At 72.5% G+C, this 15,408-nt stretch carries 15 protein-coding genes and 1 pseudogene; 10 read left to right on the top strand and 6 right to left on the bottom strand.

Annotated features, from left to right (window positions below):
* Nucleotides 1–59 precede the first annotated feature (59 nt).
* A complete protein-coding gene (locus GXW83_RS08930) occupies nt 60–581 on the top strand; it encodes a DUF4240 domain-containing protein (RefSeq protein ID WP_182442544.1) in 522 nt (173 codons plus the stop codon).
* A gap of 58 nt (nt 582–639) precedes the next feature.
* Here GXW83_RS08930 and GXW83_RS08925 read toward each other — a convergent pair whose 3' ends face one another.
* On the bottom strand, nt 640–1,143 hold the full coding sequence (locus tag GXW83_RS08925; RefSeq protein WP_182442543.1) for a GNAT family N-acetyltransferase: 504 nt from the start codon (nt 1,141–1,143) through the stop codon (nt 640–642).
* 44 nt (nt 1,144–1,187) lie between these two features.
* Here GXW83_RS08925 and GXW83_RS08920 point away from each other — a divergent pair, with 44 nt between their 5' ends.
* A complete protein-coding gene (locus GXW83_RS08920) occupies nt 1,188–2,087 on the top strand; it encodes a TIGR01777 family oxidoreductase (protein ID WP_182442542.1) in 900 nt (299 codons plus the stop codon).
* A 484-nt stretch (nt 2,088–2,571) separates the two neighbouring features.
* On the top strand, nt 2,572–3,840 hold the full coding sequence (locus GXW83_RS08915) for an FAD-dependent oxidoreductase (RefSeq protein WP_225447455.1): 1,269 nt from the start codon (nt 2,572–2,574) through the stop codon (nt 3,838–3,840).
* Between the two features lie 171 nt (nt 3,841–4,011).
* Here the strand turns inward: GXW83_RS08915 and GXW83_RS08910 are convergent, their stop codons facing one another.
* The 3 genes from GXW83_RS08910 to GXW83_RS08900 all read right to left on the bottom strand — a co-directional run bounded on the left by GXW83_RS08910 (nt 4,012) and on the right by GXW83_RS08900 (nt 7,687).
* The gene (locus GXW83_RS08910; protein ID WP_225446853.1) at nt 4,012–5,832 is read right to left on the bottom strand and encodes a regulator; all 1,821 of its coding nucleotides are present in this window, start codon (nt 5,830–5,832) and stop codon (nt 4,012–4,014) included.
* Between the two features lie 205 nt (nt 5,833–6,037).
* Nucleotides 6,038–6,625 carry a TetR/AcrR family transcriptional regulator gene (locus GXW83_RS08905; RefSeq protein WP_182442540.1) on the bottom strand — a complete coding sequence of 196 codons (588 nt, stop codon included), beginning with the start codon at nt 6,623–6,625 and terminating at the stop codon, nt 6,038–6,040.
* A gap of 60 nt (nt 6,626–6,685) precedes the next feature.
* On the bottom strand, nt 6,686–7,687 hold the full coding sequence (locus GXW83_RS08900) for an aldo/keto reductase (RefSeq protein ID WP_182442539.1): 1,002 nt from the start codon (nt 7,685–7,687) through the stop codon (nt 6,686–6,688).
* A gap of 187 nt (nt 7,688–7,874) precedes the next feature.
* On the opposite strand from GXW83_RS08900, the gene lipB reads away from it, so the two are divergent.
* The 4 genes and pseudogenes from lipB (at nt 7,875) to GXW83_RS08880 (ending at nt 11,035) form a co-directional block, all read left to right on the top strand.
* Nucleotides 7,875–8,810, top strand: coding sequence for a lipoyl(octanoyl) transferase LipB (lipB, locus tag GXW83_RS08895; RefSeq protein WP_182447176.1), 936 nt, complete (start codon nt 7,875–7,877; stop codon nt 8,808–8,810).
* A 101-nt stretch (nt 8,811–8,911) separates the two neighbouring features.
* Nucleotides 8,912–9,861: pseudogene (gene lipA / locus GXW83_RS08890) on the top strand (lipoyl synthase).
* A 183-nt stretch (nt 9,862–10,044) separates the two neighbouring features.
* Nucleotides 10,045–10,236: a hypothetical protein gene (locus GXW83_RS08885; RefSeq protein ID WP_182442538.1), complete on the top strand. Its 192-nt coding sequence runs from the start codon at nt 10,045–10,047 to the stop codon at nt 10,234–10,236.
* A gap of 115 nt (nt 10,237–10,351) precedes the next feature.
* Nucleotides 10,352–11,035 carry a DUF4191 domain-containing protein gene (locus GXW83_RS08880; protein WP_370466607.1) on the top strand — a complete coding sequence of 228 codons (684 nt, stop codon included), beginning with the start codon at nt 10,352–10,354 and terminating at the stop codon, nt 11,033–11,035.
* 263 nt (nt 11,036–11,298) lie between these two features.
* Here GXW83_RS08880 and GXW83_RS08875 read toward each other — a convergent pair whose 3' ends face one another.
* On the bottom strand, nt 11,299–11,769 hold the full coding sequence (locus GXW83_RS08875; protein WP_182442536.1) for an RDD family protein: 471 nt from the start codon (nt 11,767–11,769) through the stop codon (nt 11,299–11,301).
* A gap of 366 nt (nt 11,770–12,135) precedes the next feature.
* On the opposite strand from GXW83_RS08875, the gene glnA reads away from it, so the two are divergent.
* The 3 genes from glnA (at nt 12,136) to GXW83_RS08860 (ending at nt 14,264) form a co-directional block, all read left to right on the top strand.
* The gene (gene glnA / locus GXW83_RS08870) at nt 12,136–13,551 is read left to right on the top strand and encodes a type I glutamate--ammonia ligase (protein WP_182442535.1); all 1,416 of its coding nucleotides are present in this window, start codon (nt 12,136–12,138) and stop codon (nt 13,549–13,551) included.
* 201 nt (nt 13,552–13,752) lie between these two features.
* Nucleotides 13,753–14,010: a type II toxin-antitoxin system Phd/YefM family antitoxin gene (locus tag GXW83_RS08865; RefSeq protein ID WP_182442534.1), complete on the top strand. Its 258-nt coding sequence runs from the start codon at nt 13,753–13,755 to the stop codon at nt 14,008–14,010.
* Nucleotides 14,007–14,264, top strand: coding sequence for a Txe/YoeB family addiction module toxin (locus GXW83_RS08860; RefSeq protein WP_182442533.1), 258 nt, complete (start codon nt 14,007–14,009; stop codon nt 14,262–14,264). The genes GXW83_RS08865 and GXW83_RS08860 overlap by 4 nt, the downstream gene beginning before the upstream one ends.
* Nucleotides 14,265–14,294: 30 nt before the next feature.
* Here the strand turns inward: GXW83_RS08860 and GXW83_RS08855 are convergent, their stop codons facing one another.
* Nucleotides 14,295–14,732 (bottom strand): DNA-binding protein, encoded by a 438-nt coding sequence (locus GXW83_RS08855; protein ID WP_182442532.1) that lies wholly within the window; start codon nt 14,730–14,732, stop codon nt 14,295–14,297.
* Nucleotides 14,733–15,408: the final 676 nt, after the last annotated feature.

The raw sequence follows: 15,408 nt of genomic DNA, 5'->3' as shown, positions 1-15,408 counted from the left end.
CCGCGCCCGCACGGCGCATTTCCCGTGCGCGCGGGGGCCGGGACGGCGATGCTGGGGGTGTGACGGACGAGACGGAGTTCTGGCAACTGATTGACGAGACGCGTGAGGCGGCTCAGGACGACCCGGTCGAACAGGCCGACCTGCTGGTGGAGCGGCTGGTGGGGCTGACGCCGGACGAGGTGATCGACTTCGCCCGGCTGTTCGAGGCGCGGCTGGCCCGCGCCTGGCGCTGGGACCTGTGGGGCGCCGCCGACCTGCTGCTGGGCGGCGCGGGGGACGACGCCTTCGACTACTTCTGCTGCTGGCTGATCGGCCAGGGCCGGGAGGTGTTCGAGGGCGCGCTGGCCGATCCGGACAGCCTGGCCGACCTCGTCCCGGACTTCGACGAGGAGGTGGACGGCGACGCGGAGGAGCTGGGCGACGCCGCCGACCGGGCCCACGAGCAGCTGACCGGGATGCCCCTGCCGGGCCTCGGGCTGTCGCCGAAGCCCGCCGAGCCGTTGGGCACGGTGTTCGACTTCGACGACGCCGGGATCATGGAGGAACGTTTCCCCCGACTGTGGGAGCGCTATGGCAGCTGACAGATGTCAGCATCTGTCAGCCGACATCTGACAGTCGTCAGCGGTCAGCGGTCAGCGCTCAGCCGTCCAGGGTCAGGCCCATGAGGACGTCGTCCACATAGCGCCCGTCCAGGCAGAACTCCCCCGGGCTCAGCCCCTCGACCACGAAGCCCGCCGACTCGTACAGCCTGCGGGCCGGGGTGTTGTGGCCGAGGACGCGCAGGGTGACCCGGCGCGCGCCGAGCCCGCGCGCCCGCTCCACCGCGGCCGCCACCAGCGCCCGGCCGACCCCGCGCCCGCGGGCCGCGTCGTCCACCGCCAGCCCGGAGATCTGCCGGACGTGGGCGTTGCTGGGCAGCGGGGTCGGCGGTACCAGCCGGATGTAGCCGACCAGCTCACCGCCGTCCTCCGCGACCAGGTAGTCGTCCGGCCGGTGGCGCTCGTCGAAGACCGTGCTGTCCGCGGTGGGCGGCGCCGAGCGCTCGGCGACCTCGCTCAGCGTGGACCAGGCGGCGTGGTCCAGGGCGTACAGGCGCGGGCCGTCCTCGGGTCGGGCGGTTCGGGTGTGCAGCGTGTCGGACATGTCCACCAGACTACGATCACCGCCCGGGCTGAGAGGATGTCAGCATGCGTATCGCAGTCACCGGCTCGACCGGCCTCATCGGCTCCGCCCTCGTCCGCTCGCTGCTGGACGACGGCCACCAGGTGGTACGACTGGTGCGGCGGACGCCGACCGAACGCCCCGACGGCAGCGTCGAGGTCAGATGGAACCCCCGGCTGCGGCAGCTCGACCGCAAGCGGCTGGAGGGCCTGGACGCCGTGGTGAACCTGGCCGGGGCCGGCGTCGGCGACCGGCGCTGGACCGACGGCTACAAGCAGGAGATCCGCGACAGCCGGGTCCTGGGCACCGGCGCCCTGGCCCGGGCCCTGGCGGAGCAGGACGCCCCGCCGAAGGTGCTGGTGAGCGGATCGGCCGTGGGCTACTACGGGCAGACCGGCAGCACCGTCATCGACGAGTCCGCGCCCGCCGGGGACGACTTCCTGGCCGGGGTCTGCGTCGAGTGGGAGGAGGCGGCCGCGCCCGCCGTGGCGGCCGGCATCCGGGTGGCGTACGCCCGCACCGGGCTGGTCGTCGGCAGCGGCGGGGGCGCCTGGGGCAAGCTGTTCCCGGTGTTCTCGCTGGGCCTCGGCGGGCGGCTGGGCAGCGGGCGGCAGTACTGGAGCTACATCTCGCTGCGGGACGAGGTGGCCGCCCTGCGGCACATCATCGACACCGAGGAGCTGCGCGGCCCGGTGAACCTGACCGCGCCGGTCCCGGTCACCAACGCCGAGGTGACCGCGGCGATGGGGCGGGTGCTGCACCGGCCGACGCTGTTCGGCGTGCCCGAGGCGGTGCTCAAGGCGGCCCTGGGCGAGATGGCCGTGGAGGTCGTCGGCAGCCACCGGGTGGTGCCCGGGCGGCTGCTGGACTCCGGCTTCCGGTTCACCGACACCACCGTCGAGCAGGCGATCCTGGCCGCCCGCTGAACGGAGCGCCGGGCTCCCGCCTCCGCCCCGGCGCAGCCGGAGCGCGGGGAGCGCGGACGAGTCGGCCGACGGGCGCAGGGGGGCATTCGCGGGGCGCACAGAAGCACTCCGTGACAGGGCGCAGCCGTGCGTCCACTTCCGGACACGCTCCGTGACCGGAACCCGCGCGGCTGCCGCCGTCGGCCGGATTCCCCTGTCTGACACCCGGCCTGACGGGGCATCACCTCGAGAAGCCGGCCGCGACCCGCGCCGACGGCCAGTGTCGATGGCCAGTGGAGAGTGCCGCGGGTCGGGCCACGGAGGGAGCCACCCCGTGCCTGCACCCACACCGCTCCACCAGCCCCCGCAGCACCAGCCCGAGCAGGGCCAGCAGTCCCCGTACCAGCAGAACCACCAGCACGCGCAGCACCCCCCGCAGTTCCAGCAGCACCCGCAGGGCCAGCCGGCGCAGTCCGCACGCCGGCCGCACCGGCGCCGGGCCGACGTGGTGGTCGTCGGAGCCGGGGTCGCCGGGCTGGCCGCGGCCCGGCGGCTGGCCGCCGCCGGGGCCGAGGTCACGGTCCTAGAGGCCGCCGACCGGATCGGCGGCCGGATGGCGGCCCACGAGCACCGGGGCTTCCGCCTGGACCACGGCGCGCACCTGCTGAACACGTCCTTCCCCGACCTCGGCGACGCCCTCGACCTGCACCGGCTCGACCTGCGCGCGCTCACCCCGGACGTCCTGGTGAACCGGCACGGCCGCCGCTACCGGGTCGGCCCGCCGACCGTCCCCCGGCTGGCGCTGAGCGCCTCCCGGGCGCCGATCGGCGGCCCCTGGGACCGCGCCCGGCTGGGCGCAGCCCTGGCCAGGCTGGCGGCCACGCCCACGGAGCGGCTGCTGGCCCGCCCCGAGCACACCACCGCCCGGGCGCTCGCCGAGCGCGGCATCCCCGCCCGCACCCTGGACGGCTTCATCCGCCCGCTGCTGGTGGCCCTGCTGGGCGATCCCGAGCTGGGGACCAGCAGCAGGGTGGCCGACCTGGCGCTGCGCGGCTACGCCCGGGGGCGGCTGTGCCTGCCCGCGGGCGGCGTCGGCGCCGTGCCGCTGCAACTGGCCGAGGGCCTGCCCGCCGGGACGGTCCAGCTGGGCGTGCGGGTCCGCTCGGTGTCGGCGGACGGGGTGGACACCGAGCGGCACGGCCGCTTCGGCTGCCGGGCGGTGGTGATCGCCACCGACGCGCGCAGCGCCGGCGGGCTGCTGCCCGGGCTGCACCAGCCCCGCCACCACCCGGTCACCACCTACTACCACGCCGCGGCCGAGTCGCCCTGTCCCGAGCCGCGGCTGCTGCTGGACGCGGACCCCGGCGAGCCGCTGTCGCACGCCCTGGTGCTCACCGAGATCGACCGGTCCTACGCGCCCGGCGGCGCGGCGCTGGTCGCCTCGACCGTGCTGGGCCGCCGCTCCTACGGCCCGGACGGCCCGGAGGCCCTGGAACCGCTGGTCCGCCGCCGCCTGGGGCGGCTGTACGGGGCGGACAGCAGCGGCTGGGAGTTCCTGGCCGTACGCCACCTGCCGGACGCCCTGCCGGCCATGCCGCCGCCGCACCACTTCCGCCGCCCGGTGCGGGTGCTGCGCGGCCTGTACGTGTGCGGGGACCACCGGGAGACCAGCAGCGCACAGGGGGCGCTGGCGTCCGGGCAGCGGGCGGCGGCGGCCGTCCTGCAGGACCTGGGGCTGGCCGGGACGGTGGTGGAGACCGGCCTGGCGGCCTGACGGCGCCTGACCGGCCGGGCGGCCGTCCGGCGGCCCGGCCCGGCCGTGCTGCGGCGGCGCGCCCCCGTACGCGCACCGCCGCAGGCCCGTGGCGCCGGGCGCGGGCGGCCCCGGCCCGACGTTGGCGCGGCCCCGGCCCGACCCCAGCCCGACCCTGGCGCGGCCCCCCGCTCAGATCACCCCGGCCCCGTGCGCGGCCTCCTCGAAGGCCCGCACCGCGGCATTGCCCCGGTACGGGGCCAGCCTGCGGCTGAACTCGCGGAGGTACTCCACCGCCCGCAGCGATCGCATCTCCGAGGCCCCGCGCAGCGCCTCGGTGGCCGCCGCGCACGCCTCGTCCACCTCGCCCATGCCGAGCCGGGCGGTGGCCAGCACCGTCCGGCAGAAGACCCGGCTGCGGGCGTAGGGGGCGGTGCGCAGCCGCAGCGAGCGCTCCGCGTGCTGGGCGCAGGGGCGCCACTGCTGCAGGTCGCGGTAGCAGTGGCCGAACTCGTCGGCGAGCTGGGCCTCGTCGAAGAACCGCGCCCAGCTGGGCAGTTCGTCGCCGGGGCGGGCGGCCTGCAGCGCCCGTTCGGCCCGGACCAGCGCGGTGGTGCAGGAGCGGGCGTCGCCGATCAGGCCGTGCCCGCGCGCCTCGGCGGCGTGCATCAGGGCCTGCACGGTGGTGGGCGCGACCGCGCCGACGCCCTGCTGGGCGACCCGGGCGAGCTGCACCGCCTCCCGGCCGTGGCCCAGGTAGACGGCCTGGCGGCTCATGGTGACCAGCACGTAGCCGCCGTAGAGCCGGTCGTTGGCGGCCTGGGCCAGCCGCAGCGCCTGGACGAAGTAGCGCTGGGCCAGCCCGTGCGCGCCGATGTCGTACGAGGTCCAGCCGGCCAGCCGGGTGAGGTCGGCGACCGCGCCGAACAGGGAGCGGCCGATGGCCTCGTTGTAGCGGCCGCGCAGCATCGGCTCGGCCTCGCTCTCCAGGTAGCGGATCAGCGCCTGCCGGGCGTGGCCGCCGCCGTAGGCGTTGTCCAGCGAGCGGAACAGGTCGCCGACGGCGCGGACGGCGGCCACGTCGCCGCGCCCGACGCGCTGCAGGCCGCGCGGCGGGGGCGGGGGCGGCAGCTGCCCGGTGAGCGGGCCCGGGTCGGTGCCACTGACCAGCGGGCGGCGGGACTGCGGCGGGACGTTTCCGCTGGGGGTTCCGCCCGGCCCGGCCGTACCGGGGGCGCCGGGCCCGCCGGGGCGCAGCGGGAGCCGCGCGGAGGGGGCGACGCCCAGGTCCTGGGAGGTCTCCCGGGCGACCCGGTCGTCGCTGCGGCCGATCAGCCAGTCGCGGCTGGGCACGACCAGCCCGGCCGGGGTGAAGGCGATGCGGCGCAGCTCGGAGTGGACGCCGGTGTCCTTGCGCCACATGCTGCTGACGATGTCCACCGCCTCGGCGGGCGACTCGGCGAACTCCAGGCCCGCGTAGACCGGGGCGCAGGCGTCCAGGCCGAGGTCCTGCGCGGACAGCCGGCGGCCCAGGCGGCGGGTGAAGACCTCGGCGATCAGCGCCGGGGTGGCGCCCCGGGGCTGCTGGCCGCGCAGCCAGCGGGTGACCGAGGTCTTGTCGTAGCGCAGGTCGAGGCCGTGCTCGATGCCGAGCTGGTCGACCCGACGGGCCAGCCCGGCGTGCGAGAAGCCCGCCTCCTCGATCAGGGCGGAGAGCCGCTGGTTCTGGGAGCGCTGGTCGGCGGCGCGCTGGTCGCCGGCCCTGGGGTCGCCGGTACGCGGGTCGCCGGTACGCGGGTCGCCCGCGCGCGGGTCGCGGGGTCTCTGTTCGTGCGGACGTCCGGCGGCGGGCCTGGGCGAGCCGGGGCTCGCCGGGGCGGACGGGCTCGCGGGTGACTCCAGAGCCCGGGTCGGGCTGATCCGCTGGTCGACGGGTCGGGACCGATCCGGAACCGCGGGGCGGTCCGGTCGCGGCTCGGTCGTCGGCCGGTCGGTTACTGGCCGTTGGGGCATATGCCACACACCTTCCGGGTGCCCGCCGCTCCCGGGGGATGCGCTCCCCGGAGTACGCCGCGAGCTCCCTACGGGAACGGCGCGAATGTAGCGAGCATTTGCCCCGTATGGCCGAGTACGCCTGTGCGTTCGTCCGATCGGGTGACAAGGACCGCCCGATCCGGGGACAGCACGGCCCTGCGTGGGTGCGCCGGGGCGCTCGCGCTCAGGCGCGGGCGAGGCCGCGCAGCAGCAGGTCCACCAGGGAGCCCAGCTCGGCCTCGGCGCCGGGGGCGGCCCAGGCGGCGGCGTATCCCGGATCGTGGAACCGGGAGGTGGCCTGGAACACCGCGCGGGCCAGGGTCCTCGGGTCCTCGCCGGCGGCGAAGAGGCCGTCGTCCTGGCCCTCCGCGATGATCGCCGCGAGCTGTGCTTCCAGAACCATCAGGTGCTCATCGACGAGAGCACTGCTCTCGTTCGCCAGCACCGAGAACGTCTCGAACAGCTCCGGGTCGTCCAGGGCCTTGTGCCGCTTGGCCTCGAACAGGGTCTCCAGCCAGATCCGCAGCCGCCGGTCGGGCGGCTGCGGACCGGTGGCGACGGCGGGCAGCGCGGCATGGGCGCGGTCCAGCCAGTTGCGGGTGACCGCGTCCCGCAGCGCGGCCTTGCTCGGGAAGTGCCGGTAGACCGTGCCATGGCTGACGCCCAGCGCCCGGGCCACGTCCACGACCGTGGCCTTGGCGGGGCCGAAGCGGCGCAGGACGTCCTCCGCCGCCTCCAGGATCTGCTCCGTGGTGAGCGCTGTTTCCGCCATGACCGCTACGGCCCCGCCTCTCGCTGTGACGTACCGGCTGCCGCCACGGCCGCCGTGCTGCTACTTCTCGCTGTCCAGATGCGCCATCTGGGCAGCAATGTACCGGTCACCCGCAGCCGCCCCGGCCGGGACGGCCTCCTCGACGGCCCGCAGGTCGGCGTCGTCCAGCCGGACGTCCAGCGCGCCCAGGGCCTCGGCCAGCCGCTCCCGGCGGCGGGCGCCGACCAGCGGGACGATGTCCTCGCCCTGCGCCAGCACCCAGGCGATGGCGACCTGGGCGGTGCTGGCGCCGCGCGCCTCGGCGACCGTGCGCAGCGCCTCCACCAGGGCCAGGTTGGCGTCCAGGTTGTCGCCGGAGAAGCGCGGGCTGATGCCGCGGAAGTCGCCGGGCGCCAGCGGGCGGTCGGCGCTCCAATGGCCGCTGATCAGCCCGCGGGAGAGCACGCCGTAGGCGGTGATGCCGATGCCCAGCTCGCGGGCGACCGGCAGGATCTCGGACTCGATGCCGCGGGAGATCAGCGAGTACTCGATCTGCAGGTCGGCGATGGGGTGCACGGCGTGGGCGCGGCGCAGGGTCTCGGCGCCGACCTCGGACAGGCCGATGTGCCGCACATGCCCGGCCTTGACCTGCTCGGCGATGGCGCCGACGGTCTCCTCGATCGGGACGGCCGGGTCCAGCCGGGCCGGGCGGTAGATGTCGACGTAGTCGGTGCCCAGGCGTCGCAGGGAGTAGGCCAGGAAGTTGCCGACGGCCTCCGGGCGGGAGTCGGTGCCGTGCCAGCCGCCGTCGTAGTCGCGCAGGGCGCCGAACTTCACGCTGACCGCGACCTCGCCGCGGTCGCGGCCGCTGCTGCGCAGGGCGTCGCGGATGAGCAGCTCGTTGTGGCCCATGCCGTAGAAGTCGCCGGTGTCGATGAGAGTGATCCCGGCGTCCATGGCGGCGTGGACGGTGGCGATGGACTCGGCCTCGTCGCTGGGGCCGTACATGCCGGACATGCCCATCGCCCCGAGGCCGATGGCGGAGAGGCGGGGGCCGGTGCTGCCGAGCTGGCGCTGGTTCATGGGGGAATCCTTTCGAGTACGTGATGACAACTATGGACTATGCACTGACAGATTTCAATATCTGTCATCCCGCCCCTGTCATCTGACTTCTGTCACCCCACCCCTGTCGCCCGTGCTCCCGGTGCCCGTCCGCGCCGCCGTACAGTTGCCGACAGGAGAACGACAGAACGGCCTGAAGGGGCGGCACCTGGTGAGCGGCGAGCTGCGTTTTGTACACCTGGGCATCGGCGAGCGCGCGGTCCCGTACGAGGAGGCCCTGGCCGAGCAGCTGCGGCTGCACGCCCTGCGGGTCGCCGACGAGATACCGGACACCGTCCTCCTCCTGGAACACCCGCCGGTCTACACCGCCGGCCGCCGCACCCGCCCCGAGGACCGCCCGCTCGACGGCACCCCGGTGGTCGAGGTGACCCGCGGCGGCGAGATCACCTGGCACGGCCCCGGCCAGCTGATCGGCTACCCGATCGTCAAGCTGGACCAGCCGATGGACGTGGTCGCCTACGTCCGCCGGCTGGAGGAGGCCCTGATCCGAGCCTGCGCCGAGTTCGGCGTGGCAACCACCCGGATCGAGGGGCGCAGCGGCGTCTGGGTGCTCGGCCAGGAGCTGCCGGACGCGGTCGTGGACGCCGACCGGGTGGTGAACGTCGGAGCGCTGACCCTGCGCATGGGCGCCAAGCTCGGCCTGGACCCCCGGCTGGCCGGCCCGGAGTACGCCGCCTCCAACGCCGGGCAGCGCGGCGACGACCGCAAGCTCACCGCGATCGGGGTGCGGGTCGCCCGCGGGGTGACCATGCACGGCTTCGCACTCAACTGCGACCCGGACATGACCTGGTTCGACCGGATCATCCCCTGCGGCATCCGCGACGCCGGCGTGGGCTCGCTCAGCACCGAGCTGGGCCGCGACGTCCCGGTCTCCGAGGCGCTGCCGGTGGTCGAGCGGCACCTGCGCGAGGTGCTGACCGCAGGCCCCGCCACCGGCACCGCAGGCGCACCGGCCCCGGCACCCGCCACCACGCCCGCCCCGGCACACACGCCCGCACACGCGTCCGACCGGGGCGGGAATCAGGCGGCCGCCGGCGCTGTTGCCGTCGAAGAGACCGCGACGGCGCAGCCCTCCCTTCGATAGCGGGAGCAACGCCCGGCGGAACCCGCGAAAGTACAGGCGTACCCTGGGGGCACCGCCTGTCGGTCAACATTGCAATACGCCAACCTTGAGGGAGCCGCTACGTGTCCGCTGTCGCACCCGACGGCCGGAAGATGCTGCGTCTGGAGGTCCGCAACAGCGAGACCCCCATCGAGCGCAAGCCGGAGTGGATCAAGACCCGGGCGAAGATGGGCCCCGAGTACACCGCCCTGCAGTCGCTGGTGAAGCGCGAGGGCCTGCACACGGTGTGCCAGGAGGCCGGCTGCCCCAACATCTTCGAATGCTGGGAGGACCGGGAGGCGACCTTCCTCATCGGCGGCGACCAGTGCACCCGGCGCTGCGACTTCTGCCAGATCGACACCGGCAAGCCGGCCGAGTTCGACCGCGACGAGCCCCGCCGCGTCGCCGAGTCCGTGCTCACCATGGACCTGAACTACGCCACCATCACCGGCGTCGCCCGCGACGACCTGGAGGACGGCGGCGCCTGGCTGTACGCCGAGACGGTCCGGCAGATCCACGCCGTCACCGCCGAACGCGAGAGCGGCCGGACCGGCGTCGAGCTGCTCATCCCGGACTTCAACGCGGTGCCGGAGCAGCTGGCCGAGGTCTTCTCCTCGCGTCCGCAGGTGCTGGCGCACAACGTCGAGACCGTGCCCCGGATCTTCAAGCGGATCCGCCCCGGCTTCCGCTACGAGCGCTCGCTCAGCGTGATCACCGAGGCCCGGGCGGTGGGCCTGGTCACCAAGTCCAACGTGATCCTCGGCATGGGCGAGACACGCGAGGAGGTCAGCGAGGCCCTGCGCGACCTGCACCAGGCCGGCTGCGAGCTGATCACCATCACCCAGTACCTGCGCCCCTCCCCCGGCACCACCCCGTGGAGCGCTGGGTCAAGCCGCAGGAGTTTGTCGAGCTGCAGCAGGAGGCCGAGGAGATCGGCTTCGCGGGCGTCATGTCCGGACCGCTCGTCCGTTCGTCCTACCGCGCCGGACGGCTGTACCGGCAGGCCCTGGAGCGGCGCGGCGCAACCGTCTGACCTGGGCCCCGGGGGAGGATGTGGGGAACAGCACACGCCGAGGCTTCATCTGGGTTTGACCCATGGGTCACCAGGCGGTAACACAATGTGGTGACGATGTGATGGCAGCCGCGCGGGGAATGTCCCCTCCGGGGAGCGCGGCACCACCGCCCGCAGCACGACCACAAGGGGAGTGGTTCCACCATGCAGCCGCAGTTCTCCGGCATCATCAAGGGTTCCCTGCTGGCGGGGGCCCTGCGCAGGGCCGAGTCCGTCCTGCTCAGCAGCGGCCAGCAGACCGCGCGCCGCAACGCCTGGGACGCGGTCTGCGAGAACCGCCGCCATGCCCAGGACCGGCAGGAGAGCGAGCGGACGCCGATCCGCGCGGTGCGCTGACCGCCCCGTCCGGCGTCACCCGTCCGGCGGCCGAGATCAAGCCGAGATCGACCCGAGACAGACCGGGGCACCCGGGCTTGGGCAACGGGCCCGGTGGCCACGTACGATGAGCCTCATGGCGAGGCAGGAAACCACCGACGAAAACTCCGGACGGCTCAAGCAGATTCGTCTGGCGTACACCATGACCAAACGGGTCGACTCGAAGATCGGTCTCATCACCGCCGGTACCGGGATCGGCACCTTCGCGGTGCTCCTCGCTATCGGGTTCGCAATCGGGCACCCGATCTACCTGGGCATCCTGGGCTTCGTGCTCGGCGTGCTGGGCGCGGTCATCATCTTCGGCCGCCGGGCCGAGAAGGCCGCCTTCGGCCAGATGGAGGGACAGCCCGGCGCCGCGGCGGCCGTGCTCAACAACATCAAGCGCGGCTGGAGCGTCACCCCGGTGGTCGCGGCCACGCGCCAGCAGGACGCCATCCACCGGGCGGTCGGCCGCCCCGGCATCGTGCTCGTCGCCGAGGGCAACGTCAACCGGCTGCGTCCGATGCTCGCCGAAGAGAAGCGCCGGATGAACCGGATGATCGGCAACGTCCCGGTGATCGACATCATCGTCGGCGACGGCGAGGGCCAGGTGCCGCTGAAGAAGCTGCACGTGCACCTCACCAAAATGCCGCGGACGCTTCCGGCCAAGCAGGTCACCCAGATCAACGACCGGCTGCGGGCGATGGGCGACCTGATGAGCAACGCGCCGATCCCGAAGGGTCCGCTGCCCAAGAGCGCGCGGATGCCCAAGGGGCGCTGACCCCTCCCGCGCTGCACCGCCCCCGCCGAATCCGGTCCCGTATCGGTACCGGTGCGCCGGGGAGCCTGCGCGACGGGGTCGGCCCTCCCCCACACGACGGACAGACAACGGCCCCGGCCGCGCCGCCTCCAGCGAGGCGCGCGACCGGGGCCGCTCGACGTCCCGGGCACTGCGGTCCGGGGCGGGGTCCGGTCGGATCCGGACCGCGACTGGGATCCGGACGTCGGCTCAGCTCCGGACCACGGCTCGGATCCGGACCTCGCTCAGATCCGGACCTCGACGGTGGCCACGGCCTTGTCGTGCAGGCCGCGCCCGTCCCGGTCCCAGACCAGCGCGGGCACGGCGAGCAGCAGCAGCACCGTCCGCAGCAGGATCTGGGCGATGCTGGCCCGGCCGCCGTCCAGCCGGACCACGCGCAGCCCGAGCAGGCGCTTGCCCGGGGTGCTGCCGACCGCGCTCATGGTGAGCACGCTCAGCACGAAGAAGACGAACATCGTCCAGTAGTTGGCCACCACCGGGTTGCGGTGCGCGATGAGCCCGTACGAGATGAGCGCGCACAGCCACCAGTCGATGAGGACCGCGACCAGCCTGCGGCCGGTGGAGGCGATGGAGCCCGGGCCCTCCTCGGGCAGCCCCAGCCGACGGCCCCGGTAACCGAAGTCGGCGCCGAGCTGCTCGGCCCCGGCCCGGGGGCCCTCGATCCACGATCCGATGATTTTTCTGCTCTCGTCCACGGGCCCACAGTAGCCGCCCGAGGGATCCCGATTTGCGCCCGGGGGTCGTTCCCGGGACGGCCCCGGGGCTAGGGTGGAGGTGCCCGGGTGACGCCCGGTGCGGGCGAGGGGTGTGGTTCCGGCCGCCCCGGGCAAGAGGTATAGACCACCCTCCTGGGAGTGAACCCCGGCCCCGGGCGCCGCCCCCGTGGAAGCCAGGAACCGCAAGGGTTTTCCGCCCTTTGACCTGGAGCGCTTAACAGGCGTGAAACATTAGGGTCACCGGCGGGAAACGGCCTGTTCCTATGGTGGCCAGCACCGGCGCTGCCGACGGGACCGGCGGCCCCGCACCCGCAATCCTGGCGCTTGCCGGGTCGAGGAGGATGGATGTTCAGCAACGCCGACGAAGTGTCCGGCTACATTCGGGACAACGACGTCAAGTTCGTCGACGTCAGGTTCTGTGACCTGCCGGGCGTCATGCAGCACTTCACGGTTCCGGCGGAGGCCTTCGACCCGAGCGAGACCCTGATGTTCGACGGCTCGTCGATCCGGGGCTTCCAGGCGATCCACGAGTCCGACATGGCGCTGGTGCCCGACCTCAGCACCGCCCGGCTCGACGGCTTCCGCAAGGACTCCACCCTCAACATCAACTTCTTCATCCACGACCCGATCACCGGCGAGCAGTACAGCCGCGACCCGCGCAACGTCGCCAAGAAGGCCGAGGCGTACCTCGCCTCCTCCGGCATCGCCGACACCGCCTACTTCGGCCCCGAGGCGGAGTTCTACGTCTTCGACGACGTCCGCTTCGAGACCAAGCAGAACAAGTCCTTCTACGAGATCGACTCCGAGGCGGGCGCCTGGAACACCGGTCGCGTCGAAGAGGGCGGCAACCGCGGCTACAAGGTGCGCTACAAGGGCGGCTACTTCCCGGCCCCGCCGGTCGACCACTTCGCCGACCTGCGCGCCGAGATGTCGCTGGAGCTGGCCAAGAACGGCCTCCAGGTCGAGCGCCAGCACCACGAGGTGGGCACCGCCGGCCAGGCCGAGATCAACTACAAGTTCAACACCCTGCTCGCCGCCGCCGACGACCTGATGCTGTTCAAGTACATCATCAAGAACGTCGCCTGGCGCAACGGCAAGACCGCGACCTTCATGCCCAAGCCGATCTTCGGCGACAACGGCTCCGGCATGCACTGCCACCAGTCCCTGTGGCTGGACGGCACCCCGCTGTTCTACGACGAGCAGGGCTACGCGGGCCTCTCCGACATGGCCCGCTACTACATCGGCGGCCTGCTCAAGCACGCCCCCTCGCTGCTGGCCTTCACCAACCCCACGGTGAACTCGTACCACCGCCTGGTCCCCGGCTTCGAGGCCCCGGTCAACCTGGTCTACTCGCAGCGCAACCGCTCCGCGGCGATCCGCATCCCGATCACCGGCGCCAACCCCAAGGCCAAGCGCATCGAGTTCCGCGCGCCCGACCCGTCCTCCAACCCGTACCTCGCCTTCTCGGCGATGCTGCTGGCCGGCCTCGACGGCGTCAAGAACAAGATCGAGCCGCTGGAGCCGGTCGACAAGGACCTCTACGAGCTCGCCCCCGAGGAGCACTCCGCGGTCCCCCAGGTCCCGGCCACCCTCCCGGCCGTCCTGGAGGCCCTCGAGGCCGACCACGACTACCTCCTCGCCGGCGGCGTCTTCACCCCGGACCTCATCGAGACCTGGATCGACTACAAGCGCACCGCCGAGGTCGCCCCCATCGCCCTCCGCCCCCACCCGCACGAGTTCGAGCTCTACTTCGACATCTAGCATCACCACAGGTCACATCGGGCAGTTGCCCCTTGGGGCCACCGGGCCGTCGTTCGCGCCTCCCGCCAGGGGAGCGCGAACGACGGCCCTTCGCATGCACGGGCACAAGGCGCGGCGACCAACCGGGAGCCTATGGCATCCATGCTTGCAGCATCACAGCCATGGACGTACAGTTTGTTGTACGTCAAAGAAGGGCCAGCCATGAAGACGATGACGTATTCCGAGTCCCGCGCGCGGTACGCGGAGGTACTCAACTCCGTCAATGACGATCGAGAAGAGGTCGTCATCACCCGCGCCGGACACGATCCCGTCGTCATCGTGTCCCTGGAGGACTACGAGTCCCTCAAGGAGACGGCATACCTGCTGCGCAGCCCCGCGAACGCCCGCCGCCTGCTCGCGTCCATCGACGAGTTGGAGAACGGTGGCGGCACGGTGCGTGAGCTGGCGACCGACGAGTGAAGATCGTTTTCGCCTCCCGCGCCTGGGAGGACTACCTGTGGTGGCAGCTTCAGGACCGCAAGACCCTGAAGCGGATCAACGCCCTCATCGCCGACATCGCCAGCAACGGGAACGAGGGCATCGGCAAGCCGGAGCCCCTCAAGCACGGGTTCCAGGGCTACTGGTCGCGCCGGATCAACGACGAGCACCGACTGATCTACAAAGCCACCGACGACACCGTCCTCATCGCCCAGTGCCGCTACCACCACGAGTGACAACAGCCGTAGCCGGCAGGCCGCTCGGCGTCAGACAGCCAGGACCCGGACCTGCGCGGAGCCGCCGGTCCGCCCGAGGCCGGGGCGGTCCAACCGGTCGCCGAGCAGGGTGGAGATGTCGTCCACGTCCGGGGTCAGCACGGTGACCGGTTTCTCCGCAGCAGCAAGGGCGGTGGCGACGACCATGGCGTCGATCGCGTACTTGTGCCCGTGCAGACCCGCGTCCTTCAGGAGATTCGACGCGGTCCGGGCCAGTCCCTGAGTGAGGGGGACGGCAACCAGGCGGGACAGAGCCCAGTCGAGTCTTGCAGGATGCACCTTGACGTGGTCAGCCTCGACGATGGTGGCGGCGGCGATCACGACCCGGGTGTCGTCCTGGAGGGCCACCGCGAGGCGGGCCGTCATCTTCCGATCGGCCCGCAGGTAGAGCGAGAACGCTTCGCTGTCGAGGACCCGGGTCCCGCTCACGCGACCTCGCCGCGCGGGACCGCGCCGTGGATCTCCTCGCGGGCCGCCTGAATCTCCTCGGGCGTGAGTGCGCCGTGGATCTCCTCATGACCAATGAAGCCGAGGTACGTGGATCGTAATGCTTCCTCAACACACCACCGTCTCCGGTGGTCGGCAGCGGCCCCGGTCGAGCGGCGCGGCCCTGGCCGCGTGCGCCCTGGTGGTGCTCGGGCTCACTGCTTGCGAGCCCGGTTCCCAACTCACCATCCACAACGAACTGAACGTGCGGGTTCGAATCAGTCACCTCGACATCGGCACTCCCGCAGCCCTACCCGTCCCCGAGTCCCCTGGGCTGGTATACCCGGGGGCCAAGAATGTCTGGGCGGTCAACCTCGGGATTTCCAAAGGGTGCCACGATGACATCGAGTACATCGCAACGACGCCTTCGGGGAAGACCTACACGTACGGTCCACCGGTGTGCGTGGGCGGGACCTGGACCATCAAGGACAGTACTGGTTCGTCAGGAGGGTAACTGACCGTGCCGAGCTGCGGGTCCTGCCACTGGCAGGGCCCGCAGCAGTGAGCGCTGGTCATCAGCGATTATCAACCTCATGTGGAACGCATGCGGAAGGTGATCCTAAAATGCCTGGCTGAGCGTCAGTGATGATCCGGCCCTCGCTGTCCTCGATCGAGAACG

Origin of the sequence: Streptacidiphilus sp. PB12-B1b (genome assembly GCF_014084125.1) — a bacterium.
In the GTDB taxonomy this organism is placed as follows: Bacteria; Actinomycetota; Actinomycetes; order Streptomycetales; family Streptomycetaceae; genus Streptacidiphilus.
Note: the sequence above shows the minus strand (reverse complement) of the source record. Positions and strands in the feature narration are given on the sequence as shown.